A 25,283-nucleotide genomic window follows, 5' to 3' on the forward strand; every position below is an offset into this window, starting at 1 on the left:
GGATGGGGGCGTTCTTCGGGAGCGGGTTTCGCTCGAGGTCTAAGCCGCGTTCCGCGCCCACTGCTGGTTCTGGCCGCCGTTGCAGTCGTACTGGATCAGTCGGGTACCGTCCTCGGCGGAGCTGCTCGGCACGTCCAGGCACCTGCCCGAATGGCGCGCGATCAGGCTCACATGGCCGGAGCCGGCGTCCTGGACCTCCCACTGCTGACTTTCACCGCCGTCGCAGGACTCCTGGACGGCCCTGGCGCCGTTGGCCGTCGAGGAATCCTCCACAGCGAGGCACTTGTCCGAGTGCTGGGCGACGATCTGGAAATAACCGTTGCCGAGGTCCTGGAACTGCCAGGTCTGGTTGGATCCGCCGTTGCAGCCGTACTGAGCGATCTCGGCGCCTTCGGCGGTGGACTCGCTGATCACGTCGGCGCACTTGCTGGAATGCCTGGCGGTGAGCGTCACCGGACCGGTCCCGGTGCCGCCGCCCTCCTGCTCGGTGACCGTCCAGCGCTGGTTGGTCCCGGAGGTGGGGGTGTAGGTCTCGACCGGGGACCCGTCGGCGGTCTCGTTGCCCCACACGTCGAGCAGGCGGCCGGTGGCGGCGTTGACGAAGGTGTAGGTCCCGTCGCCGGTGGTCGACATGACCCACTGCGCGGCGGTGCTCGGGGTACCTGAACCTGCTTCGAGGACCGCGTTGCTGCCGCTGGCGGCGAGGCGCTGGCCGGTGGCGGCGTTGGTGATCGAGTACCGCTCGCGGTGAGTGTCGCCGCTCGTCAGCTTCTCAATGGACCACAGCTGCTCGTCGGTGTCGCTGTCGGTCCGCAGGACCACGCCGTCTCCGTCAGGGGCCAGCGAGCGGTCGCTCTGGACGCCGTCGATGCGGTAGAGCCCACCGGGCTGGATGAGCGCGGCGTCGGAGGCCACGCCGGAGACGCCGTCGACCACGAAGGTCGTGACCGACTTGGCCGGGACGGACAAGGTCGCGGTCGTGCCGTCGACGGCGACGGGGCTTCCTTGGACGAGGTAGCCCTCACCGCTGGTCGTGACCGGAGTGACCGACGCACCGGAGGCGATGGCACCGAACTTCGACAGGTCGAGGGTGATGGTGCGGCTCGAGGTGCTGCGGTTGACATGAACCAGGGTCGCAGCGGTGCCGGAGGACTTGATGGCGGCGGTCGTGTCGACGTCGTCGACGCCGATGAAGGTGTCGCCCGGCTCGATGTAGTGGGTGAAGTTGCGGATCGTCTGGTACTTGGTGTTGGTCTGGATCGGGCAGGTCTCGAGGGTGTCCGAGGCGTCGCAGTCGAACGGGATGTGGATGCTGCCCCAGTTCCCGCCGCCTTCCTGCTGCGGTATGGAATCCTCGATCGGCTGCCAGAACACCCATGCCGACGGCTCGAGCTCCCGCATGTCGTCGACGATGCGGTCGGCGATGCCCAGGCCTGTCTCCATCGTCTCGTAGTCGGTCCCGTTGTTGAAGCTGCCCTCGACCTCGCTCATCCACAGGGGCTTGTCGTCACCCTTGGCGAGGTCGCGCACGCTGGTGCGCTGACCGGTGCCGTAGGTGTGGACGTTGAGCTGCTGAACCGCGTCCCGCGCGGACTGGGAGTAGTCGTTCCAGTTGGTGGTGAACCGGCCGGGGTTGGTCTCGTCCATTGCGGAGATGACCGCGTCGGTGCCCGCGCCGTTCAGCGCCTGCTGGAGGGCGAGGATGACCTGCTGCTGCGAGGCGGGACCGGCGTGGGCGCCTTCTTGGCGGCCGCCGGTGGGCTGGACTCCGTCAGGGCCGAGGGTGGTGCCCCAGTATGACGTGTTCGGCTCGTTGAGCGGGTTGACGGTGTCGAAGGTGATGCCGTGGCGGGTCTCGAGCTCCTCCATGACGCGGACCAGGTAGGTCGCGAAGTCGTCGACGGTGTCCGGCCGAATCTGGTCGTCGCTGGAGTCGAATCCGCCGGAGGCGTAGCCGGAGACTGTCTGGAAGTACGGCGGGGAGTTCGAGAAGGCCTCCCAATGGGTGACGTCGTCCTTGATCTGGTCGATCCACCAGCGCTGGTTCGGATCGGCGTCCCAGTCCCAATGGGACGCGTTGTTCGGGTCCCACCAGTCCTTGTCCTCGTGGGTGGTTCCGGGCGGTGCGGCCCAGAAGCCGTCCATGTCGGCCCCGTCCTTCATGTAGGACGAGTCGATGTTGGGCGCGTTCTCGCCGGCGATGTTGTAGCGGGCGATGTTGAGGTTCAGACCCTGCTCGCCGAAGACCATGTCCACCAGTTGGTTGCGGATCTCGTCGGGGTAGCCGCCGGTGGCGTTGGACATCCAGACCAGACTGGTGCCCCAGCCTTCGAACGTCTCGTGTTGGTAGGAGGGGTCCGGGGTCACGGTCACGGCCGTCTGGGCGGTGGCCGGTGCGGCTGGTATCGAGGCGATGGCGGCACCGACGGCGAGTGCGACCGCACCCGCCAGAGGACGGAAGATTCTTCGGGGCATGGGCTACTCCAGGGGAAACGGTTGCCAGGGACGCGTTCCCCAGCCTAACTACAACCCATAGAAAAAGTCAACATCCTCGATGTTCGCGACTGCCCGAGATCATCGGTCGCGCGGCCATCAAGCCCCACTCGACGGTCCGATGCCTCGGGCACCGTCGTGCGTCCGGGCTTCGAGCATTCCCGCGAGGGCCGCTGCGGTACGGGCCACGGATCGGTCGTCGTCGTGGGCCAGCCGCTGTAGAACACCCAGTGCGACGGCGGCCGGCATCTCGGCGAGTGCCTGGACCAATCGCATCCGCACCGCGGAGCTCCCGTGGGATGCGGCAAGTTCGTCGACCAGCGCGCTTCTGATTCGGCCCGCCCTTTCCGGGTCCCGTGCCAACGTCCCCAGGACCTCGGCCGCCTCGACGTCGTTCGCGCCCTCCACCACCATGTCGACGAGTATCGGCACCGCTTCGGACCTCCCGCCCGCCCCCAACGTCAGAGCGGCGTGCCTGCGGACCGTCGTGTCCGGGTCCTCGAGAGCGTCGACGAGCACCGCTGCCGCCTCGTCACCGGGGATCTCGGTGAGCGCCAGCACCGCGCGTCGCCTAACCTCGACGTTCTCCGATCCCAGGCCCGGTGCCAGGCTCGCCACGACGTCGTGGTCCGCCCTTGCGAGTGCCCACCGCAGGGCCCCTGCGACGTTCGGATCGGATTCGGCCAGAATCGCCTCGGCCAGCACCTGGGCCGGCGCATCCGCCGCCGGGGCCAGCACGGCCTGCTGTCGCCGCGCGGCGTTCGGCGAGCCGAGCCCGTGCAGGAGTTCGACGATGCTCAGGACGTCCTCCCAGCCGGAGGGGTCCGACGAGTCGACCGCGCGGAGCCGCCCCAGCAGCTCCTGCTCCCGGCTCAGTCGCCCTTCGGCCTCTCGGATGAGATCGCCGATGAGCGCGGACGGCGTGAAGCCGGGATCCTGGAGAACGCGTCCGATCTGACGCAGCGACATGCCCAGAGTTCGCAGGCTCTCCACGTGGAAGATCCGCCGGATGTCCTCGTCGGCGTATTCGCGGTAGCCGCCCACCGTACGGCCGGTCGGCCGCACCAGTCCGAGGGCGTCGTAGTGTCTGAGCATCCTGGCGCTCACGCCCGATCGGCGCGCCACCTCACCGATCAGCACGCTGTTCCGGTCTCCCGTTCCCCGCCGAGCGCGACGATCCGTTTCGCCTCGTCGACGGCGAGCTCGAAACCGGCGTCCGGGTCGCGCAGGAGCCGCACCGTGGCGATCGCATGCGCGCAGACCTTGGCGTCATCGCTTCCCATCGCCGTCCGAAGCATCGGCTCGACCTCCTCTCCGAGCGTGACGAGGGCGCGGCTGAGACTGAGCTGCACCTCCCGATCTCCGCGACCGAGCTGCAAGGCAAGTTCCTCGGCCAAGTCCTGCTCTTGCCCCTCAGGCACGAGGACGACGGCGGCACGCCATGCGCTCCGGGCGACCTCGTCGTCGGAGTCGCGCAGCAGGGACCTGGTGATCGCGGGCCATGCTCTCGCGTCCCCGATCTTGGACAGTGTATGCAACGCCTGGCTCCGGGCTTGAGCGCGCTCCGAGCGCAGCTGGGTGCGCAGTCTCGGCACAGTGGAGTCCGATGGGAGACGGGTCAACGCCCATGTGAGCATGTCGCGCACGTAGAAGTCGGGCTCGATCGCGCACCGCGCCACGAGGGCGTCGACCAGAGCGGGATCGGGGCGGGTGCCGACCGCGAGCGCGGCCTTGAGCCGCGTCGACGAGTCGCCGTCTGCCAAAGCGTCGATCAGATGCGTATCCAGTGGATCCGTGCGTGGCGAGTTGATGTGGACCACCTCCGGCACCCAGTCAAGACCTTGTCACAGTGTCAATGTCAAGCGTGCGGGCGAAATCGATCGGCAACTCGATGAGTTCGATCTGTCCCATATGGCGGGGCGTCCACCCTGCCACGCGCGACCTCGAAATACCACGCCCGATCCAACGGCATCGACCGCCGAACCTACGCGGGTTGCGAGCGGTTGCGACAATCGGAGCCCTGCAACCCCACTCGCCTCGAGGAGCCCCATGACGCGATCCTCCGACGTCCGCGAATTCGAGGTCGCCGTGGCCGATCGGCTGCGCACCCGCGACCTGGTCCTGTTCGCCATCGCCGTCGCGGCGCTGGTGGCGGCGCCATGGATGATGATCGGCGCGGGCTCCGATCCGGTCTCCTACCGGGACGCCAGCGGGTTCGAGAAGGAGACGCCGGCGTGGATGGGGGTGCCGATCCTCCTCGCGCCGCTGCTGGGCTGGTCGGGGATCAAGGCCTACCACCTGTTGCGGCGGCCGGCGGCGGCGATAGTCGGACCGGACGGCATTCGCCTGTACCCCGAGGGCCTTCACGGGCTGTACATGCGGATGACCGTGCCCGTCGTCGACCTTCCCTGGGGAGAGGTGGAGCAGGTGGTGCTGTGGCGGCTGAGGCGGAAGCTGCTGTGGCTGTTCCCGGCCTGGGAGTCACACGTGGGGGTCGAGAAGACGACCGAATGGTACGAAGTCTCGCAGAGGGAACCCACTGAGCGCCAACGGCAGAGCCGGGAGGTGCGGCCAAACGGTTCGCCGGTGCGCCTGGGTTCCATGTTGAAATCGCGCAGTGTCCGCCTCTCACCGCGAGCGGCGGTCCAGATCGCGGAGGCCGCAGCCCGTTTTGCGCCGAGAGTCAAAGTCGTCGACGAGCGCTACCACGGACGATCCGAACTGATCGAACCGAATCCGTCCCGGTCGACTACCGTCGACTAGCCCGGACCGCAGCCGATACCGGTCGGCAGCGGGTGGGACACCTGGAGAGCCCGGTGCGCTGCAAGGCGCACGCCGGGTGTCCTCAGCGGCCGGTCTTCCCGGTCGGTCAGGGTTCTCGATGCCTGCGGGTGTGGCAAATCGTGGGTTCTCGTTGAGCAGTTGTTGTTTTTGTGGACGCACACGGCTATGCTGAACCGATCGTTATATCGATAAAAACTGATGTTTCGATGGAGTCGGTCCGGCCAGCCCGGCACGGTCGTGTCACCGCCTCCGCATTCCTGCCGCCTCGGCAGGGACAACTGGACATAACCCCAGCACGCACGGAGCAAACATGCGAACCTCCCCGAACCGACGGCTGAAAGCGCTGTCGGCGATTGTCGCGGCCGCAGTAGCGGTCGTGTCCTTCTTCGTCCTCAACCCGTTCAGCGCCTCGGCCGCACCAGACACCGATGCCTGGTACATCATCGAGTCCCGGCACTCGGGCCTGGTATTCGACATCGAGGGCGCCTCGACGCAGACCGGCGCCGAGCTGGTCCAGTGGAACCGCACGGACGCGCAGAGCCAGCAGTTCCGGTTCATCGACTCAGGCGACGGCTATTACCGCATCCAGGCCCGGCACTCGGGCATGGTCCTCGACGTGTGGGAACGGAATCCCGACGACGGCGCCACGATCGCCCAGTACAACGACCAGAACGGCACCAACCAGCAATGGCAGGTGCAGGAGAGCGGCGGTTACGTCACCTTCGTCAACCGCTTCTCCGACAAGGCCCTCGACGTGTGGGCGAAATCCACCGAGCCCGGCGGCCGTATCAGCCAGTACACGGCCAACGGCGGGGCCAACCAGCAGTTCGAGCTCATCCGCGTCGACGGCGGCGACCCGGGAGGCGGCGGTGGCGGCGAGATCGAGGGCTGCTCCGGCACCGCGCCCATCGTCTGCCGCTTCGACGTCGCCCCCGGCACCTACGACGTCACCGCCGTCCTCGGCGGCGACCAGGCGGGCTCGACCGTCGTCACCGCCGAGACCAGGCGCACCATGCTCGGAGCGACGCAGACCGCCGCCGGGGAGCTGGTGACGGAGAGCTTCACCGTCAACGTGCGCAACCCCGAGGGCCAGCCGACCGGATCCACCGGCAGTCCAGGACTCGACCTGTACTTCGGCGGGCAGGCGCCGCGGCTGAGCGATCTCACCGTCACTCCCAGCGGGCAGCGGCAGCTCTTCCTCGCCGGTGACTCCACCGTCTGCGACCAGTCCACGCGTCCGTACACCGGCTGGGGGCAGGAACTGCCGCAGTTCTTCAACCAGGGCCTGTCGGTCGCGAACTACGCCGACTCCGGAGAGAGCTCGGGGTCCTTCCTGGCCAACTCGCGGCTCTTCCCGACCATGCGCCCGCTCATCGGAGACGGGGACGTGGTGCTCATCCAGTTCGGGCACAACGACAAGCAGACGAGCGCCGCGGACTTCCGCGCCAACCTCACCAGGATGATCGCCGACGTGCGGAACCAGGACGGCACTCCCGTTCTGGTCACACCGATCGTCCGTCGCTGGTTCAACTCCGACGGCACGCTCAACAACGGCACCGCCCTGCACGTCAACGGGGTCGGCGCCGACCTGCCCGCCGAGATGCGCCAGTTGGCGCAGCAGCAAGGCGTGGGGCTGATCGACCTGACCGCGCTCACCAAGCAGCGGGTGGAGGAACTCGGCCCGGAGGGATCCAAGTCCCTGTTCCTCACCAACGAGGCGGGCGACAACACGCACACCTCGGAGCACGGAGCGACGGAGTTCGCGCAGATGGTGCTCGACGACCTGCGAACTCAGGGAATGCTTCCCGCCGACCTGTTCCGCTGATCGCCGGGGCCACGCCGCACCAGACGAACCCGCAACCCGACACTGATGCACGACATGCAGTACCGGATCGCGATCGCCTGGCAGAGCACCGGTTACAACCGGCCGCGCTTCTCCATTGGAAGCGGCGTCACCGCCTATTCCAGGCCGGACATCCACACCTCATAGGGCACCGGCGCCCCGGGCGCCGGTGCCGGACGGCCCCGGGGCGCGCGGTTCTCAGACGGCGGCCGTCCAAGCCGCGGCCGCCGTCGCCGCACCGCAACCGCAAGGCCGACAGCAAGGAGGCACCTTCGCATGAAACGCCGAACCGACGCCGACTCGGCAACCGGCACGCGGCATCGCCCGCTCGGACTCGCCGTGGCTGCGATCGCCATGCTGACCGCGCTTCTCGCCTTCACCGCGGTCCCGGCATCCGCGGCCGCGCCTACGCTCGGATCGCCGAGCGTCACCACGCTCACCACCAACGGCCGCACCGCGTTGACGTACACCGGCTACATGAACGGCGAGTCGTTCCAGCAGGACGGCATCACGACGTTCAACGGCTGGCAGTACACGGCCTGGTGGGACCAGGACGGCTACGCGAACCTCGCCCGCCGCGCGGTCGATGCGAGCTCGTGGCAGACGGTGCGCCTGACCGATTACCGGACCACTTCGACGGACTCGCACAACACGATCTCGATCGGCATCTCCGGGCAGGACGGCACGATCCACCTCTCCTTCGACATGCACAACTCGGTGCTGAAGTACCGCAAGTCGATCGCCGGGCTGGCGACTTCGCCGTCGAGCGCGAACTGGTCGGCGGCGAGCTTCGGGTCCGTGTCGAACAGCCTCGCCGGACAGCGCCTGTCGCAGGCGACCTACCCGCGATTCTTCCGCGCCCCGGACGGGGTGCTGCAGATGAGCATCCGCACGGGCGCGAGCGGCGCGGGAGACCTGGTGCTCTTCGAATACCGCAGCGGCGCCTGGACGTACCTCGGCGAGTTCCTCAACGGGACGGGCGCCGACAACAACGCGTACCTCTTCGGCATCGAGTACGACGACACCGGGCTCGACACCAGCGACCTGCTGCACGCCACCTGGACGGTGCGTGAGACCCCGAACGCGAGCACCAACCACGACATCTACTACGCCTACAGCAAGGACCAGGGCCGCACCTGGCGCAACAACAACGGCGACGTGGTGGCGACGACCGGCTCGAATCCACTCGTCGCCGACTCGGCCGGGCTGCGGGTCGTCGGCATCGGGCAGAACCGTGGCCTGATGAACCAGGAGTCGCAGGTGCTCGACAGTGAGGGAAACGTCCATGTGCTCGCCTCGCATCTGCCCCCTTCGGCGCCCAGCGACGGCAACTTCGACAGCGCGCGACGGAATTCCGTGCTCGTGCACTACTGGCGCGACAAGCCCACCAAGGAATGGAACCGCCAGGTCCTGTCCTACACGGGCGTGATGACCCGCGCCGACATCGGCGTCGACTCCGAGGACAACCTGTACATCACCGGCGGCAATTCCTCCACCCGGAGACTGAGCGTCCACACCGCCTCGAAGGCCTCGGGCTGGACCGATTGGACCACCCGCTACACCTCGAGCGTCGAGTACTACTCCGACCCGCTCCTCGACCATGCCCGGCTCCTCGACGGCGTCGTCTCGGTCTTCGCTCCCCGATACGGCGGCAGCCGGATCGAGGTGCTCGACTGGGCGACGGGACAAGGCAGCGGAAACACGGACATCGCGAACCGGAACTCCGGCAAATGCATCGACGTGCTTTCGGGCTCGACCGCCGACGGGGCGGAGATCATCCAATGGACGTGTCACGGCGGCGCGAACCAGCAGTGGGAGCTGCAAGACGCCGGCGGCGGGTACTACCGCATCGTCTCCCAGGAGTCCGGCAAGTGTCTCGACGTCAACGGCGTCTCGACCGCCGACGGCGCCCCGATCATCCAGTGGAGGTGCGGCAGCGGCGCCAACCAGCAGTGGCAGTTGCGCGACGCCGGTGGCGGCCACGTCCAGATCGTCGCCCGCCATTCCGGCAAGTGCATCGACGTGACCGGCTCCTCGACCGCGAACAGCGCACGACTGCAGCAGTACACCTGCTCAGACGGCACCAACCAGCAATGGGTCCTGCAGGCCCCATAGGAACCGATCCGCACAGGAGCGATCATGCGATCAGCCAGAAGCATCCCGGTCAAGCGCAGTGGGCGTCCGCGCCGCGCGGTCACGAGTGCTGCGGCGGCGCTCCTCCTGGTAGGGGCGGGCGTGCTCGGGACGGCGGCGCCGGCGTCGGCCTTGTACGGAGAGGCGGACATACGGCCCGTTGAGAGCAATCTGGCAGCCGGGCACTGGGTGGAGGCGACCGCCGGCAGCGGTGAGTCCACCGCTGCCCTGGCCATCGACCAGGACCCGGACACCGCTTGGTCGGCAACGGAATCCGGCCCGGGCCAATGGCTGCAACTGGACTTGGGCGGGGCCTATGACAACGTCCGCAAGGTGCACGTGACCTTCCCCGATCCCGGCGCCGTGTACCAGTATGTGGTCGAGGCCTCCCCGGACGGTGAGCAGTGGCAGGTCATCGCCGACAGGTCGGCCACCGACACCCCGGGGCTGGGTGGAGTCGACCTGTTCACCCAGCCCGGGACCAGATACGTGCGAGTCACCGTCACGAGCGCGTCGCCCGGGGCGGCGGTCGGCGTCAGCGAGCTGAAGGTCTTCAATTATCTCCGTGACGACCTGGTCCTCGGCGCTGATCTGTCGTGGATGGACAACAACCAGGACCGGGATTACTGGGTGCATCCGCAGGAGGAGGACCGCGGCGCCGGCCCGTTCCTGCTGGACGTGATGCAGGACCGGGGTTTGGAGTACACCCGGCTTCGGGTGTTCAACGAGCCCCGGAGCGAGTTCTCCGGAGACCCGAACGCGATCCCCTACCAGGGACCGGAGCGCACGCTGACTTCGGCGCGGTGGGTCACCGAGCGCGGACTCGGGCTGGGGATCGATTTCCACTACGCCGACTCGTGGGCCGATCCGGGCAAGCAACCCAAGCCCCGGGCCTGGGCGGAACTGGAATTCGACGAGCTGACCGAAGCGATGTACGACTACACCTACGACTACCTCAGCCGGTTGGTCGCGCAGGGCACGGTCCCGGACAAGGTGGCGGTCGGCAATGAGATCGCCAACGGGTTCATGTGGGGCAGCGAGGCGGCCGAGGCTCCGAATACGGAGGCGGTGCACGCGGGCGCGAACCCGCCGTACTTCCGCGACCAGCCGGAGATCTACCAGTCGCAGCCCGGCGGCGGCATCCTCTGGCAGTACCGGGCGTCCGAGGACCCGGACGAGTACCAGCTCTACCTGGATTCCTGGGACCGGTTCACCACGCTCCTTGCCTCCGGGATCGCTGCGGTGCGGGACGCTTCGCCGGAGACCGAAGTGGAGCTGCACTCGGTCGTCGGGCGGATCAGCGGCATGGACAAGGCGGGCGAGTACTGGGACCAGCTGGTGACCCGGTTGAACGCCAAGGGCCAGGACTTCGACGTGCTCGGGCTCTCGTACTACCCGGAGTGGCACGGCACCCCCGAGCAGATGGAATTCAACCTGCACACGCTCGCGGCCACGTATCCGCAGTACGAACTGGAGATCGCGGAGACCTCGTATCCCGCCACCGGCGGTGGCACCCAACCCAACTCCCCGTTCCCGCGGACGGTCCAGGGCCAGGCGGACGCCATCCAGCACGTGTTCCAGATGGTCAACGACGTCGTCGACAATCGCGGCGTCGGGGCGCTCACCTGGGAGCCGGCGAGCTTCCAGGCGATGTTCCGGTCGGTGCCGGGCATGTCCGACACCTTCGAGCCCTACGCTTCGATCGACGTCTACAACCAGAGCCGCGCCACGCACGTGCTCGAGGACACCGTCTACAGTGCGGTCCGGTCCGGGGGTACGCCGGTGCTGCCCGGCTCGGTCAAGGTCTTGACGACTGCGGACGGGTCGGTTGCGTCGGTCCCGGTCGAGTGGGAAGACGTGCCGCCGGGGGCGACCGGCACCGCCGGCAGGATCACCGTCTCCGGCACGACCGAGCACGGCGAGGTGGTCGCGGTCGTCGATGTGGTGGACGAGTACGCCTCGGTCGAGTGCGACACGGTGGTGAGCGGTACGCGATTCGGGCCGCTGTCGGTCGAGTCGGGCACCACCTGCCTGGGCGACGGTGCCCGCGTGTTCGGCCCGGTGAACGTGGCCGAGGGCGCCGGATTGGCAGCGGACGGGGCCCGGATCACCGGCCCGGTCTCGGCCGCCGGCGCGGACGTGGTGGTCCTGTGCGACACCCGGGTCCTCGGTCCGGTGAGCTTGACCGGCGGCTCGTCGGTCACCCTCGGCAACCCCAGGACGGACTGCGCCCCGAGCCGAGTGACCGGCCCGGTACGCGTCACCGACACGACCGGCTGGAACGTGATCGCCGGCAACGAGGTATTCGGTCCGCTGTCGTGCACCGGCAACGCTCCGGCGCCGGTGAACAACGGAGCGACCAACGAGGTGCTGGGCCCCAAGACCGGGCAGTGCGCCGGACTCTGATCTGGCTCATGCGGTCGGAAGGAAGACTCGCATAGCGGAGGGGCCCCGCTGCGCCCACCGGTGGTAAGGGATGAGCTGCACGTCGCGGATGGACGATCCGTCGTCGAGTCGGGGCGTCGGCGCCGAGCGGTACGGCGGGCGCCCCGAATCGCCCGGCGGTGTCCGGACCGATGCCATCCGCACCAAGGCGCCGTCGCCGTCGGCGCGCGGAGCGACCGCGGTGTCGAGCCGGATCTCGGCGAGCGACCAGTCCTCGGGCAGATCGACCGACTCCGCGCACAGCACCAGCGGCCCGCGCTCGACCGCGACGCAGCCGCGAACGGCGTCGATCCGAGGGTCGGGCCAGGTCAAACGGGGAGTCACCGGCAGGTCGAGCGTGAGGGCCGCGCCGGGCTCGAGCCCGCCGCGCACGTGAGCCCAGCCCGGCTCGACCGCGCTGGTGCCGGAACCGTCGGTGAATGTCGCTCCGTCAGCCCAGTGGGGCACTCTGAACCGCAGGTCGACCGGGCGTGTGGGTGCCTCGACGACCTCGACGCGCACCGCGCCCTCCCGCGGGTACTCGGTCGTGACGCGCAGCACCAGATCCCCGCCGTCGGCGAGGGCCACGCGCAGCTCTCCGGGCGCGTACTGCAGCAGGGAGACGGTGTCACCGTCCACTGAGGCCGCGTAGGCCTGCCAGGAGGCCAGGGTGCGCGCAAGGTTCGTCGGGCAGCATGAGACGTCGAACCAGGGGGCGCGCACGCCGCCCTCGGCGCGCGGGTTGACCTCCCCCGGTCGAACGTCGGCCGCCGTGGTCCGCTGGTGCAGCGGATTGGCGTAGAAGAAGCTGCGCCCGTCGGCGCCCGGCGAAGCGGCGATCACGTTGTAGAAGGTGCGCTCGATGAGGTCGGCGTAACGCGCCTCGCCCGTGGCCAGGTAGAGCCGCCATGAGACCATGACCGAGGCGATCCCGGCGCACGTCTCGCAGTAGGCGCGGTCGGGCGGCAGCTCCCAGTCCTCGCCGAAGCCCTCGTCCTGGTGCCGCGACCCCATGCCCCCGGTGAGGTAGGTGCGGGACTCCACTGTGCGCTCCCACTGCCGGGCGACGGCGCCGAGCAGCTCCGCGTCGTCGGTGTCGACCGCGACGTCGACCGCTCCGGCCGCCAGATACAGGGCGCGCACGGCGTGCCCGCTCCACACCGTGGCCTCGCGCACGGGGACGTCGTCCTGGAAGTACGAGGCGTCGAGCAGCGCGATGGGCTTGAGCGTCCCGTGCCCGCGCCGTTCCACGAACAGGCGCGCCTGCTCGGTGTAGCGCTCCTCCCCCAGCGCACGGCCGAACTCCGCCAGGCCGAGCTCGATCTCGGCGTGCCCGCAGACGCCGGCGCGGCCGTCCGCACCGAACTCGCGGCACACGTGGTCGGCGGCCCTGCGGGCGACCTCCACGAGCTTGTCCTCCCCGACGGTGCGGACGCGTGCGGCGGCGGCCTGCAGGAGGTGACCCGTGCAGTACAGCTCGTGCCCCGAGGACAGGTCCGAGTACCGCTCCGCCTGGCCCGCGTGCCCGTAGCAGGTGTTGAGGTAGCCGTCGTCGTCCTGCGCGGCGGCGATGCGGTCGACGAGCGCCTCCAGGGTCTCGTTCGGCCAGGCCCTGCCCGTGCGGCCGTGCTCCCACACGAGGGCCTCGGCCAGCTTGTAGACCTCCGAGTCCGAGAACGGCCAGCCTGGTCTGGGCCTGTCCGTCTCCCCGTCGGCGACCCTGTCGAAGTTCGCGATCCAGCCCAGGCGCTCCATCCATTCCAGGCAGTGGCGCAGCGTGGACCGGGAGTTCGACCGCTGGAGGTGTTCCCAGAAGCCTCCGGTCACGCGGAGTTCGTCCAGGGCGGCACCGCGACGCGAACCGCGGCGGGGGTCGACCGGCACGACGAGCGGGGAGGTGTTCTCTTCCACTGATCAGTCCTTCACGGCCCCGGCGGTAACGCCGGCGGCCACATAGCGCTGGGCGACGACCAGCAGGATCGCCGCGGGCAGGGACGCCACCACGGCGGTCGCCATGATCGCGTTCCACTGTGTGGTGTTGTTGCCGATGTACTGGTAGATGCCGAGGGTGATGGGGACGAACTCGCCCGAGCGGTTGAGCGTGGAGGCGAAGATGAAGTCCGACCACGCCCACAGGAACGCGAACAGGGACACCGTGAGCGTGGAGTTGCGGCTCACCGGCAGCACGACCTTGGTGAACGTTCGCCACGGGCCGGCCCCGTCCACGCGCGCGGCCTGGATCAGTTCGCGAGGGATGCCCGCCATGAACGTCGAGTACAGCAGGACGCCGAAGGGGACGGCGATCGTCGAGTCCGCCACGATCAGCCCCCACACGGTGTTGAGCAGACCGAGTCGCACATAGATCGCGTAGAAGCCCATCGCCATGACCACGGCGGGAATCATCTGGGCGACGAGCAGCACGAAGTTCAGCGTTCGCCCGCCCCGCAGGTTGAGGATCGCCAGCGCGTAGCCCGCCGGAGCGGCGACCACGACGGTGAGGGCGACGCAGCCGAGTCCGATGACCAGACTCGTGGCCAGCGCTGGAAGCTGCTGCGACAGTGCGGCCGAGTATCCCTCGAACGTCGGGTCGGACGGGAACCAGCGCGGCGTGCTGCGGCGCAGGTCGCCGGTCTGGGTGAGCGAGACGTTCACCATCCAGTAGACCGGGAACAGCATGAACGCGGTGAGCACCACGCCGAGCGCGGTCTTCCACCAGGATCGGGCGGTCATGAGTTCCCCCTGGTCCGTTGTAGTCGCAAGTGGAGGAATCCGACCACGAGCGCGATGACGATGAGCAGGTTGCCGATCGCGGCGGCCGGGGAGAAGTCCGGCTGTCCCGTGCCGAAGGCCTCCCGGTAGGACCACACCGAGAGCGTGAGCGAGGCGTTCCCGGGACCGCCGGTGGTCATGATCCAGATGACGTCGACGACTTTGAGCGTGTAGATGAAGCCGAGCAGCAGGGTGATGGCCGAGACCGAGCGAAGCAGCGGGACGGTGATGCGCCAGAACTGCTCCCGGGCTGTGGCCCCGTCCAGGGAGGCGGCCTCGTAGACCTCGGCGGGGATCTGCTGGAGGCCGGCGTAGAGGATGACGAGGTTGAACGGGATGCCCAGCCAGATGTTCGCGATGATCACCGCGGTCAACGCGGTGTCCGGGGAGGTCAGCCAGTTGATCTGCTCCCCTCCGAACGCCTCGATGACGGAGTTGATGATCCCGTTCTCGCTGTTGAGCATCCACGCCCAGGTCGAGGCCGACACGATGAGCGGCAGCAGCCACGGCACGAGGAAGAGTGCTCGCAGCACGCCCGAGAGACGGAAGTTCGCGTGGAAGAACACCGCCAACGCCAGTCCGATGACGTACTGCAGGCCGATCGAGACGAGCGTGAACACGGCGGTGTTGACCAGGGCGGTCGGGAACGCGTTCGAGGTGAACACCTCGATGTACTTCTCGAACCCGACGAACTCGGCGTTGCCTTGGACGAAGGCGCGCACCGTGTAGTCGTGGATGCTCAGTTCGATGTTGCGCCATAGGGGGAAGGCGTAGAACACCGCGAGGTAGGCCAGCAGCGGCGAGGCGAAGGCGAGCGCCGCCCATTGCCGGGCGGATGGCGAGTGGGTTCGGCGCCGGCGTCCGTCCTGCCGCGGTGCGGCGGGCCTGGGGCCCGCCGCACCGGGTTGGGACACACGCCCGGTCTCGCCGACCGAGGTCGTGGTCATACGGGAGTCGCTCCGTCTCTTAGCTGGTCGCGTCGGCGGCTTCGGTCTGCGCCTGGGCGAGCGCCTCGGCCGGGGTGGCCGAGCCGGACAGCGCGTTCTGCACTGCGGTCCACAGCGCTTCGGAGATCATCGGGTAGTCGGTGCCGAGGTCGTCGCTGGTGCGGCCCTTGGCTTCGCGCACTGCTTGGACCCAGGGCTCCAGCTCGGGCCGGGCCTCCAGGAGTGCGGCCTGGCCGTCGGCGGTCGGCGGCACGTAGTAGGCGAAGGTGGTCGCGGTCTCGACGAAGCCCTCGGGGGTGGTCATGCACTCCACGATCTGGCGGGTGATGTCGTAGCGCTCGGTGTCGGCCTGGACGGGCGCGATGATGAACTCGCCGCCGGTCGGGGCCGGGGCGGGTCCGCCGTTCATGGCCGGGAGCCCGATGACGCCGGTCGCGAAGCCGGCCTCGGCCGCGCTGTTGACCTGCCAGGTGCCGTTGACGACGAAGCCGTACTCGCCGGTGAGGAACTCTTCCCAGGTCGTGTTCTGGGAGTTGGTGATCACCGAGTTGGGCGCGTAGCCTGCCTCGAGCCATCCGGTCCACAGTTCGAGCGCGGCGACCGCCTCGGGGGAGTCGAGTTGACGCAGGTCGGCTCCGGCGCCCCAGAACCACGGGAGGAACTGGAACGATCCTTCCTCGGTGCCGATGCCGGCGAAGGTGATGCCGCCGTTGCCGTTGCCGGTGACTTGCTCGAGCGCGGCGGTCAGCGAGTCCCAGTCCGTGATCGAGGCCGGGTCGACCCCGGCGGCGTCGAGAACCTCGGCGTTGTAGTAGATCGCCAGCGTGTTGGCGCCGATCGGGATGCCGTAGGCCTGGTCTTCGAGGACGCCGGCGGCCAGCAGGTTCTCGTCCACGCCGCTGACGTCGAGGCCGAGTTCGTCCACGGTCGTCAGCATGTCGGTCTCGGCCAGTGTGGACACGGCGGGGTTGTCGAGCAGGATGATGTCGGGGCTGGTGCCCTCCTGCGCGGCGAGCAGCGCCTGGTTGGTCAGCGCCGTGGTATCAGAGGCGGTGCGCTCGATCGTCACTCCGGCCTGTTCACCGCAGGCGTCGACGCGCGCGGCCCAGTCGGAGCCGGCCTCGTGCTGGGGGTAGGGGTCCCACCAGGTGTAGGTGTCGGCGTCGCCCTCCTCGCCTCCCGACGAGCAGGCCGCGGCCAGTGCCAGCGATGCGACGGCGAGACCCGCCGAGGCGGATCGGGCGAGGGATGTTCTCCTGGGGTTCTTCATGGTCGTTCCTCCTTGAACGGGCTCAGGTCGGCGGTGTCGCCGACCGTCGCAAAGGGATGTTCAGTGCCGATCGCGGGGCGGGGCGGCGGTGCTGCCCCGATCCACGAATTCGGGCGAGACGAAGCGCACGACGTGCGGAGCGTCCTCGGGGACCTGCTTCTCGATGCGGCGCACGAGTTGGCGCACCGCCATGCGCCCGAGCCGGTCGGGCGCGCTCTCGATGGAAGAGAAGGGCAGCGAGAAGGACCGGGCGAACTCGTCGGAGTAGCGCCCGATGACGGACAGGTCTTCTGGTGCGGACAGGTTCCGCTCGTGCAGCACGGTCGGCAGCGCTGCGGCGGCGGCCTCGTTGTTGAGCAGCAGTCCTGTGGCGCCGGGGTAGGCGTCGAGCAGGTCGTGCAGGCGGCGTCCGATCTCGGGTTGGGCGGACGGGCTGAAGGCGGCGTGAAGGGTGATGCCGTGGGCGGCGGCAGTCTCCAGAGCCGCGTTCTGGAGGCGCCACACGTAGGCGCCGCCGCGTTCGACCACGTGCTCGGGTTGCGAGACGAGGATCAGTTCGCGGTGTCCGAGCGCGTACAGGTGCTCGAGCATGACGCGGCCGGCCTCTTCGAAGTCGAGGTCGAAGACGTCGACTCCGGTGCAGTCGACCGGCAGACCCACCAGCGCTCCGGGCTGGGAAGCCGCGCGCAGGACCGGCAGCCGGTCGTCGTCCTCGGCCACGTTGAGCAGCACGACGCCGTCGACCATGCGCGAGTCGGTGATGCGCTTGAGCGCTTTGGGTCCGTCGGGGTCGGAGCTGAGCAGGATGTCGTAGCCGGCGTCGCGAGCGGTGTTCGCGACGCCCAGGATGTACTGCATCATGGCCGGGGGGAACTCGTCCGGCATGAACTGCGCGAACAGGGCGATCACCATCGCTTTGGAGGTGGCCAGCGCTCGGGCGCCCGCGTTCGGGGTGTACCCCATTTCGAGCGCCACCCGCTGGACCCTCGCGCGGACCTCGTCGGAGACGGAGCGCTTGCCGCTCAGGGCGTACGACGCCGTCGAGCGCGCCACGCCTGCGGCGCGGGCGATGTCCCCGATGTTGACCACGTTTTCCTCCTCCAGCGATTGCAGATCGTCGAACCGGTTCGAACCTAGCAGACACGGTCTGCAGAGTTCAATCTCATCTTTGCAACATTTCCGCAGCAAGCATCGCCTACATATTGATGGTCTTGCATCGAACGGTGTTCGAAACTATCGTGAACGCTCAACCGGACCTTCGAACCGGTTCGAATCGCTCAATGAGGAGATGTAATGCACAACACAGTACGAAGGGCGTTGATCCGACTCAGCGTCCTCGCTCTGGCCCTAGGCGCCGCCGTGGCCGGACCCGCGACACCGGCCAGTGCCGCCGGCCTGACTCTCAACGTCGACGTCGGCCAGGTCGTGCGCCCGGCGACTCAGGTCGCCGCCGGCGGCCTGTACGGCGTCGGATCCGATTCCCAGCCGACCACCGACATGCTGCTCCCGCTCAACCCGACGAGCTTCACCCAGCCCCCTCCCGGCACCACCCACCTGGGCAACGGCGCGACCGAGCCCTGCTGTGACGCGCTCGACGTCGGTCACAACATCACGCGAGCGGGCGCCCAGCAGTACATCCGCCTGCCCGACATCTACCCGACCTTCCCCTATGAGTGGCAGGGCTGGGACGACTGGGAGCAGAAGGTCACCACCATGGTGAACGACCGCCTGGCCGCGACCGACACGACCAGCATCAGCGGCTGGGAGCTGTGGAACGAGCCCGACATCTACTGGAACTCCGGCGAGTGGGGCCCCTTCAACCCCGTCTGGACCGACACCTACAACCTGGTGCGCTCCATGGACCCGGTTACTCCGATCGTCGGCCCGAGCTTCTCGAGCTACGGCCACAATAAGATCCTCGCCTTCATGACCCACGCCCGCGACACCGGCACGCTACCCGACGTGATGGTGTGGCACGAGCTGGACGACATGGCCTGGAACGACTTCGAGGGCCATGTCTCCAACTACCGGTCGATCGAGAACCAGCTCGGCATCTCCCCGCGCCCGATCGTGATCAACGAGTACAACAGCTTCAACCAGATGGACATCCCGAGCGTGGCCCTGCACTGGATGAGCGTGCTCGAGCGCCACGGGGCGCGCGAGGCGCACCGCGCCTACTGGTTCGAGGCCGGCACCTTCGACGGGCTGTTCACCCTGGAGAACCAGCCGACCGCGTCGTACTGGCTGTACCGCTGGTACGGGGCGATGACCGGGAACATCGTGGAGACGACGCCCGACAGCTGGCTCGACGGCGTGGCCTCCTACGACTCCAGCCGCCAGATCGTCAACGTCGCCTTCGGCGGCGACTGGGGCGACAACACCGTGAACGTCACCGGCCTGGGCTCGTTCGGCTCGTCGGTCGACGTGCAGCTGCTGTCCACCCCGGGCTCGGGGCGCCACACGCACGTGCCCGCCCCCACCGTCATGAGCGACACCACCATGCAGGTCTCGAACGGGTCGATCTCGGTCCCCGTCAACGGCATGGACGCCGAGGCCGCCTACCAGCTCCTGATCACCCCGGCGGGCGGACCGACAACGTCGTGGCAGCAGGTCTACGAGGCCGAGAACGCCACGGTCCTCAACGCCCAGACCCGGTCCTCGGGCGGGGCGTCGAACGGCTACTACGTCGGCGGCATCGACAACGACACCGACATGCGGTCGGACTCCTTCGTCGACTTCACGGTCAACGTGCCCGAAAGCCGCGACTACACCATGACGATCAGGTACGCCAACGGCACCGGATCGACCTCGACCCACGGCCTGGCCTACAACGGCGGCGGCTGGAGCACGGTGTCTTACCCGCCCACGTCCGGATGGGCGCAGTTCGACACCACCGACGTGACCGTCTCGCTGGAGGCGGGATACAACGTCATCCGGCTGGCCAAGGGCTCGCCGTTCTTCGACGGCGGCACCGGGTACGCGGAGCTGGACAACATCACGCTGTCGTAACCGAATAAATCTGATCCGATCGGCCTGCCGGGCCCGCGTGACGCACGTGGGCCCGGCTCTACTGCTCCACTACAGGAATTCGATTCGGTCCTCCTGGCTCGCAACAGAGGTGGTCCTGGAACTAGCGACTGAACCCTCGGTGCACGGGCGGGTAGGCCGGCTGCTGCGCCGGTCCTGGCTGTGCCGACTGCACGTATCCCCACTGACTGTCGTGCCCCGCCTCGGCGCTTCGTTTCGGCGCCCACTGGCGCACGCTGCGGGTGAAGATCAGAATGAAGGTCAGCAGGACGCCGGCGAACGCAACAGTACCGGCGACGGCGTTCAACGTGAACGGGTCGACGGATCCGATGTAGTAGTTCTCGGCGGCCGGTTCCGGCACCATCCACATCAATATCAGGCAGCCGGCCGCCCAGCCCGCCAGCGGCAGCAGGAGCACGCCGCTCCAGACCGCCGTGAGAATCCGCGCCCAGCGTTTGCGCTTCTGCAAACCGATTGACGAGACGAGCGCCAAGACCATCAGAACAACTGGCAGACTCAGCACCACTGTGAACTCCAGGAGGAATTCTCCTCGCGCAAGGTCCATCGGGGTCGTCCCGGGCTCGATCAAGTCCAGCCCTGCAAATGCCCACTGCTCGCGCGCCGCGATGAGATCGACCAGGCGCTGCAGCATCAGCAAGATGAGTGCCGGCGTGGAGAGTGCGACAACGAATACCGCCACTTGGACCCAAGAGACTGAGGCCGGTTTGCGTGGAGCCGCGAACGGATAGGCAGGCTGTCGCCGATCGTACTGGGGTGAGAATGTCACAGTGCCACCTCACGTTGGTGTCGGAATCAGTGTCAGACTACCCGTCTACGAAGGCGGCCTTGGCAAGGCGGTGTCAAGCTCCTACTTTCCGAGCGGAATGGGACGCGCTCGGCGAAGGCAAGGACCGTTGTCTCCACCTTCAACTCAGTCATATCAGGCAGCAGCTCCCGATGATCTTCGCTATCTCCTACCTCGTCGGCTTCGTGGCACTCTCCATCTGACCTGCGCGTCAGCCGCGGCTGACGAGAAATCTCGCCGTGGTGTCACAGATCGGCCCCGAGCGGTGTCTCCATGCCGAGAGACCAACGAACGAGAAGGAGACTTGATCACAAGAGTCGCCCAGGCCGCGATCACCGGAGCCTTCGGGTCCTCACGACGAAGTTGAACAAGAGAATGCTCGGCGCGGTTCCCGACTGCCTCGGAGCGATGTGGAACAACCCGCGAGTCCTCAAGGGCAGTATGGGCAGACCCTGGGTCACACCGAGAGGGCGGCCTTCGTGCTGCGCAGGTGTTCGAGGAGCCGTATGACCGGGATACTTCCGGCACTACTCAGACCGTTCGGCCGCCTGGTGCTCCTCCAACAGGGACTCGATCACCTGCGCCACGCCGTCCTCGTCGTTCGATCCGGCCCGCTGGTCGGCCGCTTCCAGCGCCTCTGGCTGGGCGCCGGCCATCGCGTACGAGCTTCCGGCCCAGGCGAGCATCGAGGCGTCATTGGGCATGTCGCCGAAGGCGATCACCGAAGCGGCATCGAAGTCTCGCTCGGCGCACCAGGCGGACAGCGCGTCTCCCTTGTTCACCCCGACCGCGTTGTACTCCAGCACGGGGAAGCTCCCCCAGTGCCAGCACACCACGCCGGGGACGTCTATGCTCCTTGCGGCCTCGAGCATCCGAGCCGCACCGGCCGCCCGATCGACCAGCCGGTACTCGGTGACGTCGGTGCAACGCCCCAGTGCCTCCTCAAGCGAGTCCACTCGGCGCCAAGGGTCGTCATAGTGCGGGGACGCGGGGATCTGGCCAGGTTGGCTCAACACCTCGTTCCCCGTCTCGATCGCGAAGACCGAGTCGGGCAGGACGGCGGCCAATCGCCGGTGGAGGTCGCGGAGGATGTCGAAAGAGATGGTGCGGCGCAGTTCGATCGCGCCGTCGGCCGGTTCGTAGACCGCCGCGCCGTTATTGCAGATGGCGACGTCGATCACCGAGGTCAAGCCGGGGACCGCCGCGACACCGCGCGGCGACCGGGCGGTCACCGCCACGACGTGGAAGCCGCGCGTCCGGGCCGCGAGCAGTGCCTTTCGATTCCGCTCCGAGAGCAGTCGCCGCCCGTCGAGGAGGGTGCCGTCGAGGTCCGTGGCGATCACTTTGCGCTCCTGCATGACCCAAGTGTCCCCGTCCCTCTCTCGTGAGCGCAATGGATTTGGTCCGTGTCGGCGCTCAGAACGCACGAGTCCGCGGGTACACCGCGGCGATAGCCGCTCCTCGCCGAAGCACCGCCGCGCACAAGCGGCGAATCCACTCTCCGTACCAGGGTGAGGGCGGCGCGCGCCACCGGCACGCCGGGACCGGGCGATACCAGGAGCGGATGCCCTGAGGGCCCCGACCGTCGGCCGGGGCCCTCAGGGGTTCAGGATCAGGCCGCGGCGATCTGCCATTGCTGGTTGTTGCCGCTGTGGCAGTCCCACTGCTGGAGCCGGGCGCCGTCAGCGGTGGACTCCTTCGTCACGTCCAGGCACTTGCCGCTGTGCCGCGCGGCCAGCCGCACGTGTCCGTCCGGGGCGTCCTGCACCTGCCACTGCTGGTTGTCGCCGTTACCGCAGGTGTACTGGATGACCTTCGCGCCGTTGGCGGTCGAGTCGTTCGCGACGTCGAGGCACTTGCCGCTGTGGGCGGCCACGATCTGGACGTAGCCGTTGCCCAGGTCCTGCAGGTCCCACTGCTGGTTGGTGCCGCCGTGGCATTCCCACTGGGCGATTTCGGCGCCGTTGGCGGTCGAGGCGCTCACCACGTCGGCGCACTTGCCGCTGTGCCGGGCGATGAGGTTGGAGTAGTCGCCTTCGACCCCAGTGACGGATCCGGCGTCGGTGTCGATGGTGATCTCCGAGTACCAGGACATCGTCATGGAAGTGTCGGAGTTGAAGTCCAGCGGCAGCCAGACGTACTCCGAGTCGTCGACGGTGCCGCCCATCGAGTTGCCCCAGCGGTCCCCCATGTACATGTAGGAGGTCCCTTCGCTGCCCGCCACTTCGAGCACGAAGGTGGTCTGCGAGCCGTAGCCGGTGCTGTCGCCGATGTCCTGCATGGCGCTCCACGGGCCGGCGATGTTCGTGGCCGTGGCGTACTTCTGCTGGTTGGGCGACCAGCCGCTGTTGCCCGAGGTGACCATGAAGTAGACGCCGTTGCGCTTGAACAGCGCCGGCGCCTCCCGGTACTGGCCGTCCCAGGGGTTGGCGACCAAGCTGTCGTAGGTGGTGTAGTCGGCGGTGAGCCGGAAGATGCTCAGATCGGCATTGCCGTCGGTGGAGGTGATCTGGTAGGCCGTGCCGTCGTCGTCGACGAAGACCGTCTGGTCTCGCGAGGTGGTGCCGCTCGGCGGGCGGAAGCTCCCCTGCCAGGCGTAGTCGCCGTCGATCGTGTCGGAGACCGCGACCGCGGCGCGTGCCTCGGAGTAGTCGCTGCCGTTCTCCTTGTGCATCCACATGACGAACTGGCCGGTGGTGCTGTTGAAGATGACCTTGGGACGCTCGATCTTGGCGTTCTGCAGCTCCGGGTCGCTGGCAGCGGTCAGGACGTGGTTACGGAACTCCCAGGTCTTCAGGTCGGTCGAGCGGTAGGCGGAGACGGCCTCGAAGGTGTTGTCCGCGTTGCGGTTCTCGCCGAAGAAGTAGTAGAAGTCGCCGACCTTGATCACGCCGCCGCCGTGCGCGTGCACGACATTGCCGTCGGTGTCGGTGAACTGCGTCGCGTTGGTGATGGTCACCGGTGCGGCCTGCGCCGGCGCGGCCGTGGCCAGCAGTGCGACCACACTCGTGACCGCTACCGCGAGGAGTAGTCGGGATCGATGGAGCATGATGGGCTCTCCTTTTTTCATATGGGTTGTTCGATCGTCGGGTGCGGGCTCACACCTCGACGAGCTGCACGCCTTCCCATGAGGGGAATTGATTGAACGCTATCGATGCTCCCATAAGACCGGATGTTCGTGAAGGCCTTCGTCCAATGGTTTTAAAAACTTTCTCCGGCTCCGCCAGGGCATTTCGCCCGGATCGTTCACCTGGGCATGTATTCCACGTGCTCGATCACGCTTCGCACACCCGCCGCAGCAACGGCGAGCATTCGGCCGGTGAATCCGGTGGCGACCTCAGTGGAGAGGTACCGGCCGTCGAGACGTCCGAGCTCCCGGACGCCGTCGCCGCCGTCGAAGGACAGGAAGACGACGTCCGGACCGAGGGTCACCGGCGAGGCGCCCTCCGCTGCGGGCTCCACGGCCTCGATCCGCAACACCGCCCTCCCGGCGGCGCACGGCGCCGCTCCGAGGTCGTGCTCGATGTCGCCTATGCGGGCGGTGGCGCGGACCCGTCCGTCCTCGAAGGTCAGCCCGTACCAGTGACGGTCGTCGATCAGCAGGCGGAAATGCCCCGCCTCGGAGAAAGCCGCCTCGGCCGTCCAGGCGAGGTCGCGGACCCTGGCGCACAGCAGGCCCTCGCCCAGTTCCAGGCCGCCACCGGATCGCCGGACTGCGACGGCTTCGGGTTCGCCGCCGGGGACGACCCAGCGCGCATCGAGTCGAGGCGCGGTGAATTCGTCGGTGAAAGCCGTGTCGGCCATCGGCACGGTGTGGCGGTCCTCGTCGAAGACCGGCCAGCCGTCGACCCACTCGACCCCGGCCAGGAACGTCTCGCGTCCGAGGACGTGAAAACCCGGCGTGAACCCCTTGGGGCGCACCGCGAGATACACCGCGGCCCAGTCCCCGTCCTCAGTCTGCACCAGGTCTGCGTGGCCGGTGTTCTGGACCGGGTGCGCGAGACTGCGGTGGGAGAAGACCGGGTTGTCCGGGCACGACTCGAACGGCCCTTGAGGACTGTCCCCGCGGGCGACGGTGACGGTGTGGCCGCGCTCGGTGCCGCCCTCGGCGAGCATGAGATACCAATGACCGCCGATGCGGTACAGGTGCGGGGCCTCTGAGGCGGCCAGCCCGGTGCCCTGCCACACCGGGTACGGATCGCCCTTGAACCTTCCCGTCTCGGTGTCGAGGCGGCCCTGGAAGATCCCGTCGCCCTCGCCGTCGATCACCGTGCCCTTCCACGTCAGGAAGCACTCGCCGTCCTCGTCCCAGCACAGGTCGGGGTCGATGCCGACCGCTTCGCGCACGTACACCGGATCGCTCCACGGCCCGGCCGGATCCTCTGTCGTGACGACGGTCTGGCCCGGCTCGGGGTCGGCGACGTTCGTGGTCACGAACCAGAACCGTCCGTCATGGAACCGCAGCGTCGAGCCGTAGATCCCGCCGGAGGCCCGCCCGTCGCCGCGGCGGAACTGCGAGCGCCGGTCGAGGATGTTCCCGATCTGTTTCCACCGCAGGAGGTCTCGACTGTGGAAGACCGGTGCGCCGGGAAAGTACTCGAAGCTCGAATGCGCCAGGTAGTAGTCGGACCCCGCCCGGCAGACCGTCGGGTCCGGATAGAACCCGGGGACGATCGGGTGCTCGGCGGCCGGCATTCGCGCTGTGCTCGACACGAGGTCTCCTGACTCGACGAGGAATCGCAAGGTCCCGCAAGTCTCTCAACGGTTCGAGGAGCGCGGCCGGCCGCC

At 68.1% G+C, this 25,283-nt stretch carries 17 protein-coding genes and 2 pseudogenes; 7 read left to right on the forward strand and 12 right to left on the reverse strand.

Features of this window, described 5'->3' with window-relative positions; all coding sequences use genetic code 11:
* Positions 1-39 precede the first annotated feature (39 nt).
* The 3 genes from L0U85_RS20540 to L0U85_RS06660 form a co-directional block, all read right to left on the reverse strand.
* A complete protein-coding gene (locus L0U85_RS20540; protein ID WP_277605482.1) occupies positions 40-2,475 on the reverse strand; it encodes an RICIN domain-containing protein in 2,436 nt (811 codons plus the stop codon).
* Between the two features lie 117 nt (positions 2,476-2,592).
* The gene (locus L0U85_RS06655; protein ID WP_241376973.1) at positions 2,593-3,633 is read right to left on the reverse strand and encodes a HEAT repeat domain-containing protein; all 1,041 of its coding nucleotides are present in this window, start codon (positions 3,631-3,633) and stop codon (positions 2,593-2,595) included.
* On the reverse strand, positions 3,627-4,265 hold the full coding sequence (locus tag L0U85_RS06660) for a HEAT repeat domain-containing protein (RefSeq protein WP_347177376.1): 639 nt from the start codon (positions 4,263-4,265) through the stop codon (positions 3,627-3,629). Before L0U85_RS06660 ends, L0U85_RS06655 begins: the two co-directional genes overlap by 7 nt.
* A 277-nt stretch (positions 4,266-4,542) precedes the next feature.
* On the opposite strand from L0U85_RS06660, the gene L0U85_RS06665 reads away from it, so the two are divergent.
* The 6 genes and pseudogenes from L0U85_RS06665 (at position 4,543) to L0U85_RS06680 (ending at position 11,659) form a co-directional block, all read left to right on the forward strand.
* Positions 4,543-5,256: a hypothetical protein gene (locus L0U85_RS06665; RefSeq protein ID WP_241376975.1), complete on the forward strand. Its 714-nt coding sequence runs from the start codon at positions 4,543-4,545 to the stop codon at positions 5,254-5,256.
* Between the two features lie 331 nt (positions 5,257-5,587).
* A pseudogene (locus L0U85_RS21160) lies at positions 5,588-6,112 on the forward strand (RICIN domain-containing protein); the annotation flags it as partial.
* A complete protein-coding gene (locus tag L0U85_RS06670; protein ID WP_347177377.1) occupies positions 6,113-7,102 on the forward strand; it encodes a rhamnogalacturonan acetylesterase in 990 nt (329 codons plus the stop codon).
* Between the two features lie 36 nt (positions 7,103-7,138).
* A pseudogene (locus L0U85_RS21165) lies at positions 7,139-7,267 on the forward strand (glycosyl hydrolase); the annotation flags it as partial.
* Between the two features lie 129 nt (positions 7,268-7,396).
* Positions 7,397-9,235 (forward strand): BNR-4 repeat-containing protein, encoded by a 1,839-nt coding sequence (locus L0U85_RS06675; RefSeq protein WP_241376977.1) that lies wholly within the window; start codon positions 7,397-7,399, stop codon positions 9,233-9,235.
* A gap of 24 nt (positions 9,236-9,259) precedes the next feature.
* Entirely contained in the window at positions 9,260-11,659 is a 2,400-nt protein-coding gene (locus L0U85_RS06680) for a glycosyl hydrolase 53 family protein (RefSeq protein ID WP_241376978.1), read from the forward strand.
* 6 nt (positions 11,660-11,665) lie between these two features.
* Here the strand turns inward: L0U85_RS06680 and L0U85_RS06685 are convergent, their stop codons facing one another.
* The 5 genes from L0U85_RS06685 to L0U85_RS06705 are packed head-to-tail and all read right to left on the reverse strand — an operon-like array spanning position 11,666 to position 17,752.
* The gene (locus L0U85_RS06685) at positions 11,666-13,588 is read right to left on the reverse strand and encodes a beta-L-arabinofuranosidase domain-containing protein (RefSeq protein WP_241376979.1); all 1,923 of its coding nucleotides are present in this window, start codon (positions 13,586-13,588) and stop codon (positions 11,666-11,668) included.
* Between the two features lie 3 nt (positions 13,589-13,591).
* Positions 13,592-14,407 carry a carbohydrate ABC transporter permease gene (locus L0U85_RS06690; protein WP_241376980.1) on the reverse strand — a complete coding sequence of 272 codons (816 nt, stop codon included), beginning with the start codon at positions 14,405-14,407 and terminating at the stop codon, positions 13,592-13,594.
* On the reverse strand, positions 14,404-15,393 hold the full coding sequence (locus L0U85_RS06695) for a sugar ABC transporter permease (RefSeq protein ID WP_241376981.1): 990 nt from the start codon (positions 15,391-15,393) through the stop codon (positions 14,404-14,406). The genes L0U85_RS06690 and L0U85_RS06695 overlap by 4 nt, the downstream gene beginning before the upstream one ends.
* Positions 15,394-15,412: 19 nt before the next feature.
* Positions 15,413-16,663, reverse strand: coding sequence for an extracellular solute-binding protein (locus L0U85_RS06700; RefSeq protein WP_241376982.1), 1,251 nt, complete (start codon positions 16,661-16,663; stop codon positions 15,413-15,415).
* 60 nt (positions 16,664-16,723) lie between these two features.
* Positions 16,724-17,752: a LacI family DNA-binding transcriptional regulator gene (locus tag L0U85_RS06705; RefSeq protein ID WP_241376983.1), complete on the reverse strand. Its 1,029-nt coding sequence runs from the start codon at positions 17,750-17,752 to the stop codon at positions 16,724-16,726.
* A 204-nt stretch (positions 17,753-17,956) separates the two neighbouring features.
* Between L0U85_RS06705 and L0U85_RS06710 the strand changes: the two genes are divergently transcribed.
* On the forward strand, positions 17,957-19,672 hold the full coding sequence (locus L0U85_RS06710) for a CBM35 domain-containing protein (protein WP_241376984.1): 1,716 nt from the start codon (positions 17,957-17,959) through the stop codon (positions 19,670-19,672).
* A gap of 121 nt (positions 19,673-19,793) precedes the next feature.
* Here the strand turns inward: L0U85_RS06710 and L0U85_RS06715 are convergent, their stop codons facing one another.
* From L0U85_RS06715 to L0U85_RS06730, 4 genes are all read right to left on the reverse strand, one after another.
* Entirely contained in the window at positions 19,794-20,342 is a 549-nt protein-coding gene (locus L0U85_RS06715) for a hypothetical protein (protein ID WP_241376985.1), read from the reverse strand.
* A 680-nt stretch (positions 20,343-21,022) separates the two neighbouring features.
* Positions 21,023-21,853, reverse strand: coding sequence for an HAD hydrolase family protein (locus L0U85_RS06720; protein ID WP_241376986.1), 831 nt, complete (start codon positions 21,851-21,853; stop codon positions 21,023-21,025).
* Positions 21,854-22,107: 254 nt separating this feature from the next.
* The gene (locus L0U85_RS06725) at positions 22,108-23,544 is read right to left on the reverse strand and encodes an RICIN domain-containing protein (protein WP_241376987.1); all 1,437 of its coding nucleotides are present in this window, start codon (positions 23,542-23,544) and stop codon (positions 22,108-22,110) included.
* A 197-nt stretch (positions 23,545-23,741) separates the two neighbouring features.
* Positions 23,742-25,208 (reverse strand): glycoside hydrolase family 43 protein, encoded by a 1,467-nt coding sequence (locus L0U85_RS06730; protein ID WP_241376988.1) that lies wholly within the window; start codon positions 25,206-25,208, stop codon positions 23,742-23,744.
* Between the last annotated feature and the right edge of the window lie 75 nt (positions 25,209-25,283).

Origin of the sequence: Glycomyces sp. L485, from assembly GCF_022548875.1 — a bacterium.
Taxonomy (GTDB): Bacteria; Actinomycetota; Actinomycetes; order Mycobacteriales; family Micromonosporaceae; genus Glycomyces.